Genomic DNA, 14,937 nt, shown 5'->3' on the forward strand with positions numbered 1-14,937 from the left:
ATGCTGACCTTCACTTCCCCCCCATTGGCCGCGGCCTGGCTCAAGGAGCGCGCGCCGCAGGCCGCGCTGCACGCCGACAGCCGCGCCGTGGGCGCGGGCGATGTCTTCATCGCCTGGCCCGGCGCCGCGACCGACGGGCGCAAGCACGTGGCCGCCGCGCTGGCGCAGGGCGCCGCGGTGTGCCTGGTCGAGCACGAAGGCGTCGAGGCCTTCGGCTTCGACGCCGCGCTCGTCGACGACGCCCGCATCGTGAGCTACCCCGGCCTCAAGGCCGCCACCGGCCCGATCGCCGCGGCCTTCTACGACCACCCCTCGGTGCTGCTCGACGTGCTGGCCGTGACCGGCACCAACGGCAAGACCTCCACCGCCTGGTGGCTGGCCGAGTCGCTCTCCACGCTGCGGGCGGCGGGCGGCGTGCGCGTGATGAAGCCCGACGGCACCATGCAGCGCGACGCGCCGTCGCCCTGCGCGGTGATGGGCACGCTCGGCATCGGCGTGCCGCCCGAGCTGACCTACACCGGCCTGACCACGCCCGACCCCGTGATGATGCAGCGCGAGCTGCGTTCGCTGGTCGAGCGCGGCTTCGGCGCCTGCGCCATCGAGGCCTCGTCCATCGGCATCGCCGAGCGCCGCCTCGACGGTGCGCAGATCGCGGTGGCCGTGTTCACCAACTTCACGCAGGACCACCTGGACTACCACGGCAGCATGGACGCCTACTGGCAGGCCAAGGCCGAGCTGTTCCGCTGGCCCGGCCTGCGCGCCGCGGTGATCAACATCGACGACACGCACGGCGCCAGCCTGTGCGCGAACCTGATCGACGCCGGCATCGGCGCGCTCGACGTGTGGACCGTCTCGGCCGACGGCAAGCCCGCCCGCCTGATGGCGCGCGACGTCGGCTACGACGCGCAGGGGCTGCAGTTCTCGGTGGCCGAGCACGGCAGCGCCGCGGTGGAGCGGCTGTCGACCGGCCTCATCGGCCAGTACAACGTGGCCAACCTGCTCGGCGTGCTGGGCACGCTGCGGGCGCTCGGCCTCACGCTGGCGCAGGCGGCGGCCGCGTGCGCCAACCTCACGAGCGTGCCGGGCCGCATGGACCGCGCCGGCACCGGCGAAGGCGCACCGCTGGTCGTGGTCGACTACGCCCACACGCCCGACGCGCTCGACAAGGCCCTCATCGGCCTGCGCCCGCTGGCCAGGCAGCGCGGCGGCGCGCTGTGGTGCCTGTTCGGCTGCGGCGGCGACCGCGACCCGATCAAGCGCCCGATGATGGCCGCCGTGGCCGAACGCCAGGCCGACCGCGTGGTCGTCACCAGCGACAACCCGCGCAGCGAAAAGCCCGACGCGATCATCAGCCAGGTGCTGCGCGGCTTCTCGCGCCCCGACGCGGCGCAGGTGCAGCCCGACCGCGGCATGGCCATTGCCGACGTGATCGCGCAGGCCGCGCCGCAGGACGTGGTGCTCGTCGCCGGCAAGGGCCACGAGGCCTGGCAGGAAATTGCCGGCCAGCGCATCGAGTTTTCCGACAAGGCGCACGCGCTGGACGCGTTGGCCCTGCGAGGTGCGGCATGACCGACACGACGGCCCTCGACCTCACGCTGGCCCAGGTGCAGCAATGGATTCCGGGTTCGCGCCTGGTGGGTGACGCCTCGCGCGTCATCGCCCGCGTGCACACCGACACGCGCACGCTCGCGGCCGGCGACCTGTTCGTCGCGCTCAAGGGCGAGCGCTTCGACGCCAACGACTTCCTCGCCGACGCGAAGAAGCAGGGCGCCGTGGCGGCCATCGCGCATGGCGGCCTGCAAGCCGCCGGCCTCGACGGGCTCGAGGTGAGCGACTCGCTGGCCGCGCTCGGCGCGCTCGGCGCGGGCTGGCGCGCGCAGTTCGAGCTGCCGCTCATCGCCGTCACCGGCAGCAACGGCAAGACCACGGTCACGCAGATGATCGCGGCCATCCTGTTCGCCGTGCGCAGCGACCGCGCGCTGGCCACGGCCGGCAACTTCAACAACGAGATCGGCGTGCCGCTCACGCTGCTGCGCCTGCGCGCGGAGCACCGCCGCGCGGTGATCGAGCTGGGCATGAACCATCCGGGCGAAATCGCGCGGCTGGCCGCCATCTCGCGCCCGACCATCGCGCTGGTGAACAACGCGCAGCGCGAGCACCAGGAGTTCATGGCCAGCGTCGAAGCCGTGGCCGTGGAAAACGCCTCCGTGTTCGCGGTGCTGCCCGAAGACGGCACGGCCGTGTTCCCGCACGGCGACACCTTCACCTCGCTGTGGACCGACATGGCGCGCGGCTCCGGCTCGCGCCGCTGCATGAGCTTCGGCGAGTCCGAAGACGCCGACATCTCGCTGGAGAGCGCCGAATGGGCGCAGGGCGCATGGGCCGTGCGCATCCGCACGCCGCTGGGTGTGTTCACCACGCGGCTGCACATCGCGGGCCGCCACAACGTCGTGAACGCGCTCGCGGCCACCGCCTGCGCGCTGGCTGCCGGCGTGTCGACGGAAACCATCGCGGCCGGCCTCGAAGCCTTCGAGCCGGTCAAGGGCCGCTCGCGCGCCGGGCAGGTGGTGCTGGCCGGCGGCCATGCGATCACGCTGGTCGACGACAGCTACAACGCCAACCCCGATTCCGTGATTGCCGCCATCGACGTGCTCGCCGCCCTGCCGGGCCCGCGCCTGCTGGTGCTCGGCGACATGGCCGAGGTGGGCAACCGTTCGCCGGAGTTCCACGCCGAAGTCGGCGACTGGGCGCGGCAGCGCGGCATCGAGTCGGTCTACACGCTGGGCAACGCGACGGCGCACACCGTCACCGCGTTCGGCGCCGGTGCCGAAGGCCGCCATTTCGATACGTTCGACGCCCTCGGCGCCGCCGTGCTCGCACGCCTGCCGCAGGTCGGCAGCGTGCTGGTCAAGGGATCGCGCTCCATGAAGATGGAACGCGCAGTGAAAGCCATCGAGGCACAACAACAAAAGGAGGCCGGTCATGACGCATGAGCCGCGCGAAAACACATGCTGCTGACGCTGGCCCAATGGCTGCAGACGCTGTCGCCCGAATTCGGGTTCCTGCGCATCTTCCAGTACCTCACCTTCCGCGCGCTGATGGCCGCGCTGACCGCGCTCGTGGTCGGCCTGGTGGCCGGCCCGTTCGTGATCCGCCGCCTGGCCGCGCTCAAGATCGGCCAGCCGGTGCGCGGCTACGGCATGGAAACGCACCTGACCAAGAGCGGCACGCCCACCATGGGCGGCGTGCTGGTGCTGTTCGCCATCGCCTTCGCCACGCTGCTGTGGTTCGATATGTCGAACCGGTTCGTGTGGATCGTGCTGTGGGTCACCATGGGCTTCGGCGCCATCGGCTGGGTCGACGACTGGCGCAAGGTGGTGCGCAAGGACCCGGAAGGCATGCGCTCGCGCGAGAAGTATTTCTGGCAGTCGGTGGTCGGCCTGATCGCCGGCTTCTACCTGCTGTTCAGCATTTCCGAGAGCTCCAACTGGCGCGTGCTGCAGCTGTTCTTCGCCTGGGTGCAGTCGGGCTTCGACCTGGACTTTCCGCCGAAGATCAACCTGCTGGTGCCCTTCTTCAAGGAAGTGAGCTACCCGCTGGGCGGCATCGGCTTCGTGATCCTCACGTACCTGGTGATCGTGGGCGCGAGCAACGCCGTGAATCTCACCGACGGGCTGGACGGCCTGGCGATCATGCCGGTGGTGATGGTGGGTTCGGCGCTGGGCGTGTTCGCCTATGTCACGGGCAGCGCGGTGTACTCCAAGTACCTGCTGTTCCCCAACATCCCGGGCTCGGGCGAGCTGCTGGTGTTCTGCTCGGCCATGGCCGGCGCGGGCCTGGCGTTCCTGTGGTTCAACACGCACCCGGCGCAGGTGTTCATGGGCGACGTGGGCGCGCTGGCGCTGGGCGGCGCGCTGGGCACCATCGCGGTCATCGTGCGCCAGGAGATCGTGTTCTTCATCATGGGCGGCATCTTCGTGGTCGAGGCGATCTCGGTGATGGCGCAGGTGATGTACTTCAAGTACACCAAGAAGCGCTACGGCGAAGGCCGCCGCGTGCTCAAGATGGCGCCGCTGCACCACCACTTCGAGAAGAGCGGCTGGCGCGAGACGCAGGTCGTGGTGCGCTTCTGGATCATCACGATGCTGCTGTGCCTCGTGGGTCTTTCGACGTTGAAGCTGCGGTAACGCGAACATGCGGCATCTGAAAGACCTCCCCGTTCTCGTCCTCGGCCTCGGTGCGTCCGGGCTGGCGATGGCGCGCTGGTGCGCGCGCCACGGCGCGGTCGTGACCGTGGCGGACACGCGCGAGGCGCCGGCGTCGCTGGCCACGCTGAAGGCCGAGCTGCCCGGCGTGACCTTCGTCGGCGGCCCGTTCTCGGCCGCGCTGGTCGAAGGCACGCCGATTCGCGCCGTGTACCGCTCGCCGGGCCTGTCACCCGAAGCCATCGCGCCGGTGGCCGATGCGGCGCGGGCCATGGGCCTGCCGGTCGGTGGCGAGCTCGACCTGTTCGCGCGCGCGCTGCTGGATCTGCAGACCGTCGAAGTGCCGGTGGTCGAAGCCGAGCCTGAAGCCGAAGTCGAAGCCGAGCCTGAAGCCGAAGTCGAAGCCGAGGCACAAGCAGCAGAAGCAGAAGCAGAGCCCGCAGCTCAAACGGCTCCCGAAGCCGCGCAGCCGGACGTGCCGGCACCGGTCGAGGCGTCGGCGCCTGAAGTGGTCGCGGCACCCGAGACGCCCGAAGCTGTCGAGCCGGCCGAACCGGCCGAACTACAGGCGGTGCCCGCCGAGCCGGTGGAAGCCACCCAAGCCGCGCAGCCTGCCGAAGCCCAGCCCGAGCCGACGGCGCCCGCGATGGCCGAAGCGATGCCGCGCGATCCGTCGATCAGCGTGGCCGTGCCTGTGCCTGTGCCAACGCAAGCATCGGAAGTGCCTGAAGCACCGGCCGAGCCTGTCGCTGGCGAAGCAACGCCCGAGCCGGCCGTTCCCGTGACCGCTGACGCGAACGCTGTGTCGCAAGAAGCAGCGACCGAAGCCCCCGCGGCCGAAACACCCGGATCGCCAGAGGCGCCTGAAGCCCCTGCCGCTTCGCCCGAACAGGCATCCACGGCCGCACCAGCGAGTGCGCCCGCGGCCGCGACCGTCTCCCGCCTGCCCAGCACCGGCAAGCCCTACGTCCCCACGGCCGCGAAGGAGGCCGCGGAGTTCGTCGCCAAGATCGCCGAACTCTCCGCCACCAACCCGGCCTCCGCGGCGGTGGAAGAAGAGTCGCAGCAGCTCGTGCTGGCGCCGGCTGCCGAGCCGCCCGCACCCGAAGCGCCCAAGGGCTACACGCCCGCCGTGCTGGCCATCACCGGCACCAACGGCAAGACCACCGTCACCTCGCTCACCGGCCAGCTGGTCGAGCGCGCCGGCAAGACCGTGGCCGTGGCCGGCAACATCGGCCCGACGCTGCTGGACACGCTGTCCGCGCACATGGACGCCGACACGCTGCCCGACGTGTGGGTGCTCGAGCTCTCGAGCTTCCAGCTCGACGGCGTGCAGGGCTTCGAGCCTACCGCCGCCACCGTGCTCAACCTCACGCAGGACCACCTCGACTGGCACGGCGGCATGCCGGCCTATGCGGCGGCCAAGGCGCGCATCTTCGGCGCGCGCGGGCTGATGATCCTGAACCGCGACGACGACGGCGTGATGGCCATGCTGCCCCCGCCGTTGCGCGTCAAGCTGCAGCGTCCGCAGGTGCGCACGCACGTCACCTTCGGCTCTGCCATGCCGCTGCGCCCGGGCGACTACGGCATCGAGCGCGTCAACGGCATGGCCTGGCTGGTGCGCGCGCTGGAAGCCGACGAAACGCAGAAACGCAAGCGCGGCGCCGTGGTCGAGGAAGAGATCTTCCTGCAGCGCCTGATGCCCGCCGATGCGCTGCGCATCCGCGGCCGCCACAACGCCATGAACGCCCTGGCCGCGCTCGCGCTGGCCAGCGCCGCAGACTGCCCGCTGGGCCCGATGCTCTACGGCCTGCGCGAGTACCGCGGCGAGCCGCACCGCGTGGAACCCATCGCCATCGTCGACGAGGTCGAGTACTTCGACGACAGCAAGGGCACGAACGTGGGCGCCACCGTGGCCGCGCTGAACGGCCTGGGTGAAGAGCGCCGCGTGGTCGTGATCCTCGGCGGCGAAGGCAAGGGGCAGGACTTCGATCCGCTCGCCGCGCCCGTGCGCCAGTACGCGCGCGCCGTGGTGCTCATCGGGCGCGACGCGCCGCTCATCGAGGCCGCGCTGGCCTCGACCGGTGTCTCGCTGATGCACGCGGCTTCGATGCACGAGGCCGTGAAGCTCGCCGGCGCGCGCGCCAACCCGGGCGACGCCGTGCTGCTGTCACCGGCCTGTGCGAGCTTCGACATGTTCAAGGACTACGCGCACCGCGCCGACGTGTTCCGCGAGGCCGTGCAGGCCTGGGAAGACAGCCCGCGCGGCCTGGTGGAAGGCCTTGCGTCCGATTCGACGGAGGAACCGCTTTGAACTCTGCCGCCGCGGGCGCCACGCCCAACACCCGCACCAGCCGTTTCAGCGGCTGGTTCAGGCGCGCGCGCAGCGGCATCGACGCGCTGCCCGTGCACCTGCCCGTGCGGCTGGGCGGCGCCGGCGTCGCGCAGACCAAGGCCACGCCGATGCGCGTGCTCGGCTTCGACCAGGCGCTGGTGTGGGTCACGGTCGCGCTGCTGACCTGGGGCCTGATCATGGTGTATTCGGCCTCCATCGCGCTGCCCGACAACCCGCGCTTCGCGCGCGCCGGCTACAGCGCCTCGTACTTCCTCACGCGGCACGCGGCCTCGGTGGCGTTCGCCTTCATCGCCGCGCTGCTGGCCTTCCAGATTCCCATGAAGACCTGGGAGCGCGCCGCGCCGTGGCTGTTCATCGCGTCGCTGCTGCTGCTGGTGGCCGTGCTCATTCCGCACATCGGCATCAACGTGAACGGCGCGCGCCGCTGGCTGCCCATGGGCTTCATGCGCTTCCAGCCCTCGGAGCTGGCCAAGCTCGCGATGGTGCTCTACGCCGCCAGCTACATGGTGCGCAAGATGGAGATCAAGGAGCGCTTCTTCCGCGCCGTGCTGCCGATGGGCATCGCGGTGGTGGTGGTCGGCATGCTGGTGATGGCCGAGCCCGACATGGGCGCGTTCATGGTGATCGCGGTGATCGCCATGGGCATCCTGTTCCTGGGCGGCGTGAATGCGCGCATGTTCTTCGTGATCGCCGCGCTGGTGGTGGTGGCCTTCGGCACCATCGTGGCCACCAGCCCGTGGCGCCGCGAGCGGATCTTCGCGTACCTCGATCCGTGGAGCGAGGAGCACGCGCTGGGCAAGGGCTACCAGCTGTCGCACTCGCTGATCGCCATCGGGCGCGGCGAGATCTTCGGCGTGGGCCTGGGCGGCAGCGTCGAGAAGCTGCACTGGCTGCCCGAGGCGCACACCGACTTCCTGCTCGCCGTGATCGGCGAGGAGTTCGGCCTGGTCGGCGTGCTGCTGATCATCGGCCTGTTCCTCTGGCTCACGCGCCGCATCATGCACATCGGCCGCCAGGCCATCGCGCTGGACCGCGTGTTTTCCGGCCTCGTGGCGCAGGGCGTGGGCGTGTGGATCGGCTTCCAGGCCTTCATCAACATGGGTGTGAACCTGGGCGCGCTGCCGACCAAGGGCCTGACCCTGCCGCTGATGAGCTTCGGCGGCTCGGCCATCCTGATGAACATGGTGGCGCTGGCCGTGGTGCTGCGCATCGATTACGAGAACCGCGTGCTGATGCGGGGAGGCCGCGTATGACCGGCCGCACGGCACTCGTCATGGCCGGCGGCACGGGCGGCCACATCTTCCCCGGACTCGCGGTGGCCGAGGCCCTGCGCGAGCGCGGCTGGCGCGTGCACTGGCTGGGCGCGCCCGGCAGCATGGAGGAAAAGCTGGTGCCGCCGCGCGGCTTCGCCTTCGAGCCGGTGCAGTTCGGCGGCGTGCGCGGCAAGGGCCCGCTCACGCTGTTCCTGCTGCCGCTGCGCCTGCTGCGCGCCTTCTGGCAGAGCCTGGGCGTGGTGCGCCGCGTGAAGCCCGACGTGGTGGTGGGCCTGGGCGGCTACATCACCTTCCCGGGCGGCATGATGGGCGTGCTCATGGGCAAGCCGCTGGTGCTGCACGAGCAGAACTCGGTGGCCGGCCTCGCCAACAAGGTGCTGGCGGGCGTGGCCGATCGCGTGTTCACCGCCTTCCCCGATGTGCTGAAGAAGGCGCAGTGGGTGGGCAACCCGTTGCGTGCCGCCTTCACTTCGCAGCCCGACCCGGCCGCGCGTTTCGCGGGCCGCACCGGGCCGCTCAAATTGCTGGTGGTCGGCGGCAGCCTCGGCGCGCGCGGGCTGAACACCGTGGTGCCGCAGGCGCTCGCGCGCATCGCCCCCGAGACGCGTCCGCAGGTGCTGCACCAGAGCGGCGCCAAGCAGATCGACGAACTGCGCGCCAACTACACGGCCGCCGGCGTCGAGGGCGAGCTCACGCCCTTCATCGAAGACACCGCGCAGGCCTATGCGGACGCCGACATCATCGTCGCGCGCGCAGGCGCCAGCACCGTCACAGAAATCGCGGCCGTCGGCGCAGCAGCGCTGTTCGTGCCTTTCCCTTCGGCGGTCGACGACCACCAGACCACCAACGCGCGCTTCCTCGTGGACGCGGGCGGCGGATGGCTCGTGCAGCAGGCCGACCTCACTCCTGAATTGCTGGCTGATTTGCTACAGAAAACCGGGCGCAACGCGCTGATCGACAAGGCCGCCAAGGCCAAGACCATGCAGAAGACCGAAGCCGTGGACGCCGTCGTCCGCGCCTGCGAGGAGCTTGCCAGATGAAGCACGCGATTCGTCACATCCATTTCGTCGGCGTCGGCGGCTCGGGCATGAGCGGCATCGCCGAAGTGCTGCTGAACCTCGGCTACCGCATCACCGGTTCCGACCTGGCCGACAGCGCCACGTTGCGCCGGCTGGCGGGCCTGGGCATCGGCACCTTCGTGGGCCATGCGGCCGCGCACATCGAGGGCGCCGACGCGGTCGTCACGTCCACCGCCGTGCAGCCGGACAACCCCGAGGTGCTGGCCGCGCGCGAGAAGCGCATTCCGGTGGTGCCGCGCGCGGTGATGCTGGCCGAGCTGATGCGCCTGAAGCAGGGCATCGCCATTGCCGGCACGCACGGCAAGACCACCACCACCAGCCTGGTGGCGAGCGTGCTCGACGCCGCGGGCCTGGACCCGACCTTCGTGATCGGCGGGCGCCTGAACAGCGCCGGCGCCAACGCGCAGCTCGGCAGCGGCGACTACATCGTGGTGGAGGCCGACGAATCGGACGCCTCGTTCCTGAACCTGCTGCCCGTGATGGCGGTGGTCACGAACATCGACGCCGACCACATGGAAACCTACGGGCACGACTTCGCGAAGCTGAAGAAGGCTTTCGTCGACTTCCTGCACCGCATGCCTTTCTACGGCGTGGCCATTCTCTGCACCGACGACGCGGCCGTGCGCGAGATCGTGTCCCAGGTGACCTGCCCCGTGACGAGTTACGGCTTCGGCGAGGACGCCCAGGTGCGCGCCATCGACGTGCGCGCCGTCGGCGGCCAGATGCATTTCACGGCGCAGCGCCGCAACGGTGTGACGCTGCCCGACCTGCCCATCGTGCTGAACCTGCCGGGCGAGCACAACGTGCGCAACGCGCTGTCGGTGATCGCCGTGGCGGTGGAGCTGGGCATTCCCGACGAGGCCGTGCAGCGCGGACTGGCCGGCTTCAAGGGCGTGGGCCGCCGCTTCCAGAGCTACGGCGACGTGAGCGTGCAGGGTGAAGGCGCCGCGGGCACCTTCACCGTCATCGACGACTACGGCCATCATCCGGTCGAGATGGCCGCCACCATTGCCGCGGCGCGCGGCGCGTTCCCGGGCCGCCGGCTGGTGCTGGCGTTCCAGCCGCACCGCTACACCCGCACGCGCGACTGCTTCGAAGACTTCGTGAAGGTCATCGGCACGGCCGACGCAGTGCTGCTGGGCGAGGTCTATGCCGCCGGCGAGGCGCCCATCGTGGCCGCCGACGGCCGCACGCTGGCGCGCGCATTGCGCGTGGCCGGCAAGGTGGAGCCGGTGTTCGTCGACGACATCGCCGCCATGCCGCGCGCCATCCTCGACAACGCGCGCGCGGGCGACGTGGTGCTCTCCATGGGCGCCGGCTCGATCGGCGCGGTGCCGGGCAAGGTGGTCGAACTCGGCGCGGGGGCCGCTGCCACAACGGCGACGGCCGCCGCCCCTTCAACATCGCAGCGCGATTCGCGCAAAGGGAGGGCCGAATGAGCCTTCAGGACCCCAGACTCTTCGGCAAGGTGGCCGTGCTGTTCGGCGGCAGTTCCGCCGAACGCGAGATTTCGATGATGTCGGGCACCGGCGTGCTCGAGGCCCTGCGTTCGCGCGGCGTCGACGCGCATGCCTTCGACCCGTCGCAGCGCGAGCTGACCGACCTCAAGCGCGAAGGCTTCGCGCGCTGCTTCGTGGCGCTGCATGGCCGCCACGGCGAAGACGGCACCGTGCAGGGCGCGCTCGAGCTGCTCGGCATTCCCTATACCGGCTCGGGCGTGATGGCCTCGAGCGTGGCCATGGACAAGGTCATGACCAAGCGCATCTGGCAGGCCGACGGCCTGCCGACGCCCAAGTACGTGCGCCTGGCCTTCGACCAGCAAAGCCGCGAGCAGGTCATGGCCGTGCCCGACGTGCTGGGCCTGCCGCTGATCGTGAAGCCGCCGCGCGAGGGTTCCTCCATCGGCGTGACCAAGGTCGAGGGCTACTCGCAGATGCAGGACGCGGTGACGCTGTCCGCCAAATACGACGCCGACGTGCTCTGCGAGGAGTTCATCGAAGGCGAAGAAGTGACCTGCGCCGTGCTGGGCTTCGGGCTCGACGCGCGCGCGCTGCCGGTGGTGCGCATCGCCGCGCCCGAGGGTGCCTACGACTACCAGAACAAGTACTTCACCGACGACGTGAAGTACCACTGCCCGAGCGGCCTGCCCGCGCAGGAAGAGCACGAGATCCAGCGCATCACGCTGGCGGCCTACCGCACGCTGGGCTGCCGCGGCTGGGGCCGCGCCGACGTGATGATCCGCGCCAGCGACCGCAAGCCCTTCCTGCTCGAGATGAACACCTCGCCGGGCATGACCAGCCATTCGCTGGTGCCGATGTCGGCCCGCGCCGCGGGCATCGCGTACGAAGACCTGTGCCTGCGCGTGCTGGCCTCGGCCGCGCTCGACGCAACGGGAGGCTCGCAATAGCCATGGCCGACAGCATCCCCGCGCCCTTCGACGTCAAGCTCATGAACATCGTCGCGAACATCGCCTTCGTGATGGTGACGCTCATGCTGCTTGCGGCGGGCGCCTGGTGGGTGCTGCGCCAGCCCTTCTTCCCCATCGGCGGCATCAAGGTGGACGGCGAGGTCACGCACAACAACGCGGTCACGCTGCGCGCCAACGTGGCGCCGCAGCTCAAGGGCAACTTCTTCACCATCGACCTGGCGCGTGCGCGCGCGGCTTTCGAGTCGGTGCCGTGGGTGCGCAGCGCGGTGGTGCGGCGCGAGTTTCCCGACAAGCTGCGCGTGACGCTGACCGAGCAGGTGCCGGTGGCCACCTGGGGCGACGACGCGGGCTCCAAGCTCATCAACGGTTTCGGCGACGTGTTCGAGGCCAACGTGGCCGAGGTCGACGACAACCTGCCGCGCCTGGACGGACCCATCGAGCAGGCCGGCCAGGTGCTGGGCATGTACCGCGTGCTGCAGCCGCAGTTCCAGCCCTACGAACTCAGCATCGACGAGCTCACGCTGTCGAGCCGGGGCAGCTGGAAGGTGGTGCTGGACAGCGGCGCGGAGATCGAGCTGGGCCGCGGCCAGAGCGAAGAGGTGACGGCCCGGCTGCAGCGGTTCCTGAAGACCGTGACCCAGGTCGCGGGCCAGTACCGGCGCTCGGTGGCCGATGTCGAAGGCGCCGATCTGCGCCACAACGACGCGTATGCATTGCGGCTGCGCGGCGTCACCACGGTCTCGCCAGAGGCCCCAAGAAAAATCAAGTAGCGAATACCGAGGAATCGAGGACATATCAATGCCCAAAGAATACAAAGACCTGGTCGTAGGACTCGACATCGGCACCGCCAAGGTCATGGTGGTGGTGGCCGAGGTGCTGCCCGGCGGCGAGCTCAAGCTGGCCGGCCTCGGCGTTGCGCCGAGCAATGGGTTGAAGCGCGGCGTGGTGGTGAACATCGACGCCACGGTGCAGAGCATCCAGCAGGCGCTGAAGGAGGCCGAGCTGATGGCCGACTGCAAGATCAGCCGCGTGTACACAGGCATCACCGGCAGCCACATCCGCGGCATCAACTCCAGCGGCATGGTGGCGGTGAAGGACAAGGAAGTGACGCCCGCGGACGTGGCCCGCGTGGTGGAGACGGCGCGCGCCATCAACATCTCCAGCGACCAGCGCCTGCTGCTGGTGGAGCCGCAGGAATTCGTGATCGACGGCCAGGACGTGAAGGAGCCGATCGGCATGAGCGGCATGCGCCTGGAAGCCAAGGTGCACATCGTGACCGGCGCGCAGAGCGCGGCCGAGAACATCATCAAGTGCGTGCGCCGCTGCGGCCTGGAGGTCGACCAGCTGATGCTGAACCCGCTGGCCTCGAGCCAGGCGGTGCTGACCGAAGACGAGCGCGAGCTCGGCGTGGTGCTGGTGGACATCGGCGCGGGCACGACCGACGTGGCGATCTTCACCAACGGCGCGATCCGCCACACGGCCGTGATCCCGATCGCGGGCGACCTCATCACGAGCGACATCGCGATGGCGCTGCGCACGCCCACCAAGGACGCGGAAGACATCAAGGTCGAGCACGGCTACGCCAAGCAACTGCTGGCCGACCCCGAATCGCAAGTCGAAGTGCCGGGCCTGGGCGACCGCGGTCCGCGCATGCTGAGCAAGCAGGCGCTGGCCGGTGTGATCGAGCCGCGCATCGAGGAAATCTTCTCGCTCGTGCAGCAGGTGGTGCGCGAGTCGGGCTACGAGGAAGTGCTGTCGTCGGGCGTGGTGCTCACGGGCGGCAGCGCGGTGATGCCCGGCATGGTCGAGCTCGGTGAAGACATCTTCCTGAAGCCGGTGCGGCGCGGCATTCCGAAGTATTCGAGCGCGTTGTCCGACATGGTCGCGCAGCCTCGCGCCGCTACAGTCATGGGCCTTCTCGAAGAGGCTCGCTTCGCGCGCATGCGTGGCTTCAAGGTCGCACAGAAGAATGGGTCGGTAAAGACTGCATTCGGACGTTTCAAGGACTTCATCGTGGGGAATTTCTGACGATGATCAAGTCTCCACTGTGGCTCGCGCGTGGCAGCCCACCCCTGCATTTCAACGAGCGATGGCGACGCACAGGTCCACCATCCTGACGCTCGCATCGTTGATCTCGTCACGGCACAAGAAATATTCATAGATACACAACGGCAACTGCAAGATTCAAGGAGTTAAAAATGACCATCGAAATGATCGAAGTCGAAGAGTTCAATCAGGGCACGCAGATCAAGGTGATCGGTGTCGGCGGTGGCGGCGGCAATGCAGTCGCCCACATGATGGAGCGTGGTGTGCAGGGCGTTCAGTTCGTCTGCGCGAACACCGACGCACAGGCACTGCAACGCAGCACCGCGCACAAGATCATCCAGCTCGGCACCAGCGGCCTCGGCGCCGGCAGCAAGCCCGACAAGGGCCGTGAAGCGGCCGAGCTCGCGGTGGACGACATCCGCGCGGCCATCGACGGTGCGCACATGCTGTTCATCACGGCCGGCATGGGCGGCGGCACCGGCACCGGCGCCGCACCCGTGATCGCACGCGTCGCGAAGGAAATGGGCATCCTCACCGTGGGTGTGGTGACCAAGCCCTTCGACTGGGAAGGCGGCCGTCGCATGACCAACGCCGACGCGGGCCTGACCGAGCTCGAAGCCAACGTCGACTCGCTGATCGTGGTGCTCAACGAGAAGCTGCTCGACGTGCTGGGTGAAGACGTCACGCAGGACGAAGCCTTCGCGCAAGCCAACGACGTGCTGAAGAACGCCGTGGGCGGCATCTCGGAAATCATCAACGAGTACGGCGGCGTGAACGTCGACTTCGAAGACGTGCGCACCGTGATGGGCGAACCCGGCAAGGCCATGATGGGCACGGCTGCCGCAGCCGGCCCGGACCGCGCGCGCATCGCCGCCGAACAGGCCGTGGCCTGCCCGCTGCTCGAAGGCATCGACCTGTCGGGCGCCAAGGGCGTGCTGGTACTGGTGACGGCATCGAAGGGCTCGCTGAAGCTGAACGAGTCGAAGCTCGCGATGAACACCATCCGCGCCTACGCTTCGCCGGACGCGCACGTGATCTACGGCGCCGCCTACGACGACACCCTGGGCGACGAAATGCGCGTGACCGTGGTGGCCACGGGCCTGTCGCGTGCCGACGCACGCCGCCAGGCTCCGACGCTGGAAGTGATCCGCACCGGCACCGACAACATCGCGTTCACCGTGCCGACGCTCGGTGGCGTGGGTCACGCCAGCAGTGGCGGCCACGGCAGCCAGCCGAACTACGACGGCATGGCCGTTCCCAGCGTGTGGCGCACCAACCGCACGATGGCCGCAGCGAAGGTGGACGCGCTGTCTTCGGGCGGCATGGACGACTTCGAGATCCCGGCCTTCCTGCGCCGCCAGGCAGATTGAGAGAAGAAGCCCCCCGTTCGAAGGTCTCGCGCGAGACCTTCGGGGGGGCGAACTCGGCCAGACGCAGAGGACACGAAGGTTCGCAAGGGGCACAGGGAAGACCTGAAAGGGACTTCCGCTGGCTCTAGGCGCTGCGTTCGCTTCGTGTCCCTTGCGTCCATCGCCGGGCCTTTTCAGAG

At 69.4% G+C, this 14,937-nt stretch carries 11 protein-coding genes; all 11 read left to right on the plus strand.

Annotated elements, in window-relative coordinates; genetic code table 11:
• The 11 genes from BM004_RS01360 to ftsZ all read left to right on the plus strand — a co-directional run bounded on the left by BM004_RS01360 (position 1) and on the right by ftsZ (position 14,758).
• The gene (locus tag BM004_RS01360) at positions 1–1,569 is read left to right on the plus strand and encodes a UDP-N-acetylmuramoyl-L-alanyl-D-glutamate--2,6-diaminopimelate ligase (protein WP_093126130.1); all 1,569 of its coding nucleotides are present in this window, start codon (positions 1–3) and stop codon (positions 1,567–1,569) included.
• Positions 1,566–2,993: a UDP-N-acetylmuramoyl-tripeptide--D-alanyl-D-alanine ligase gene (gene murF, locus BM004_RS01365; protein ID WP_093126127.1), complete on the plus strand. Its 1,428-nt coding sequence runs from the start codon at positions 1,566–1,568 to the stop codon at positions 2,991–2,993. The genes BM004_RS01360 and murF overlap by 4 nt, the downstream gene beginning before the upstream one ends.
• A gap of 15 nt (positions 2,994–3,008) precedes the next feature.
• Entirely contained in the window at positions 3,009–4,187 is a 1,179-nt protein-coding gene (mraY, locus tag BM004_RS01370) for a phospho-N-acetylmuramoyl-pentapeptide-transferase (RefSeq protein WP_093126125.1), read from the plus strand.
• Between the two features lie 7 nt (positions 4,188–4,194).
• Positions 4,195–6,519, plus strand: coding sequence for a UDP-N-acetylmuramoyl-L-alanine--D-glutamate ligase (murD, locus tag BM004_RS01375; protein ID WP_093210828.1), 2,325 nt, complete (start codon positions 4,195–4,197; stop codon positions 6,517–6,519).
• A complete protein-coding gene (ftsW, locus tag BM004_RS01380; RefSeq protein WP_093126120.1) occupies positions 6,516–7,814 on the plus strand; it encodes a putative lipid II flippase FtsW in 1,299 nt (432 codons plus the stop codon). The genes murD and ftsW overlap by 4 nt, the downstream gene beginning before the upstream one ends.
• On the plus strand, positions 7,811–8,875 hold the full coding sequence (murG, locus tag BM004_RS01385; RefSeq protein WP_093126117.1) for an undecaprenyldiphospho-muramoylpentapeptide beta-N-acetylglucosaminyltransferase: 1,065 nt from the start codon (positions 7,811–7,813) through the stop codon (positions 8,873–8,875). The genes ftsW and murG overlap by 4 nt, the downstream gene beginning before the upstream one ends.
• Positions 8,872–10,353, plus strand: a complete 1,482-nt coding sequence (murC, locus tag BM004_RS01390; RefSeq protein WP_093126114.1) for a UDP-N-acetylmuramate--L-alanine ligase — start codon at positions 8,872–8,874, stop codon at positions 10,351–10,353. Before murG ends, murC begins: the two co-directional genes overlap by 4 nt.
• Positions 10,350–11,321: a D-alanine--D-alanine ligase gene (locus BM004_RS01395; RefSeq protein ID WP_093210830.1), complete on the plus strand. Its 972-nt coding sequence runs from the start codon at positions 10,350–10,352 to the stop codon at positions 11,319–11,321. Before murC ends, BM004_RS01395 begins: the two co-directional genes overlap by 4 nt.
• Positions 11,322–11,323: 2 nt before the next feature.
• Positions 11,324–12,112 carry a cell division protein FtsQ/DivIB gene (locus tag BM004_RS01400; protein ID WP_093210832.1) on the plus strand — a complete coding sequence of 263 codons (789 nt, stop codon included), beginning with the start codon at positions 11,324–11,326 and terminating at the stop codon, positions 12,110–12,112.
• A gap of 28 nt (positions 12,113–12,140) precedes the next feature.
• Complete coding sequence (ftsA, locus tag BM004_RS01405; protein ID WP_093210834.1) at positions 12,141–13,370, plus strand: cell division protein FtsA; 1,230 nt, start codon at positions 12,141–12,143, stop codon at positions 13,368–13,370.
• 170 nt (positions 13,371–13,540) lie between these two features.
• A complete protein-coding gene (gene ftsZ, locus BM004_RS01410; RefSeq protein ID WP_093126103.1) occupies positions 13,541–14,758 on the plus strand; it encodes a cell division protein FtsZ in 1,218 nt (405 codons plus the stop codon).
• Positions 14,759–14,937: the final 179 nt, after the last annotated feature.

This window comes from Variovorax sp. OK212 (genome assembly GCF_900112425.1).
In the GTDB taxonomy this organism is placed as follows: Bacteria; Pseudomonadota; Gammaproteobacteria; order Burkholderiales; family Burkholderiaceae_C; genus Variovorax.

Excerpts from the sequence above, each read along its gene's own strand:
- murF (WP_093126127.1), top strand. The coding sequence starts at position 1,566 with ATGACCGACACGACGGCCCTCGACCTCACGCTGGCCCAGGTGCAGCAA.
- ftsA (WP_093210834.1), top strand. The coding sequence starts at position 12,141 with ATGCCCAAAGAATACAAAGACCTGGTCGTAGGACTCGACATCGGCACC.
- murG (WP_093126117.1), top strand. The coding sequence starts at position 7,811 with ATGACCGGCCGCACGGCACTCGTCATGGCCGGCGGCACGGGCGGCCAC.
- BM004_RS01395 (WP_093210830.1), top strand. The coding sequence starts at position 10,350 with ATGAGCCTTCAGGACCCCAGACTCTTCGGCAAGGTGGCCGTGCTGTTC.
- murD (WP_093210828.1), top strand. The coding sequence starts at position 4,195 with ATGCGGCATCTGAAAGACCTCCCCGTTCTCGTCCTCGGCCTCGGTGCG.
- ftsZ (WP_093126103.1), top strand. The coding sequence starts at position 13,541 with ATGACCATCGAAATGATCGAAGTCGAAGAGTTCAATCAGGGCACGCAG.
- BM004_RS01360 (WP_093126130.1), top strand. The coding sequence starts at position 1 with ATGCTGACCTTCACTTCCCCCCCATTGGCCGCGGCCTGGCTCAAGGAG.
- murC (WP_093126114.1), top strand. The coding sequence starts at position 8,872 with ATGAAGCACGCGATTCGTCACATCCATTTCGTCGGCGTCGGCGGCTCG.
- mraY (WP_093126125.1), top strand. The coding sequence starts at position 3,009 with ATGCTGCTGACGCTGGCCCAATGGCTGCAGACGCTGTCGCCCGAATTC.
- BM004_RS01400 (WP_093210832.1), top strand. The coding sequence starts at position 11,324 with ATGGCCGACAGCATCCCCGCGCCCTTCGACGTCAAGCTCATGAACATC.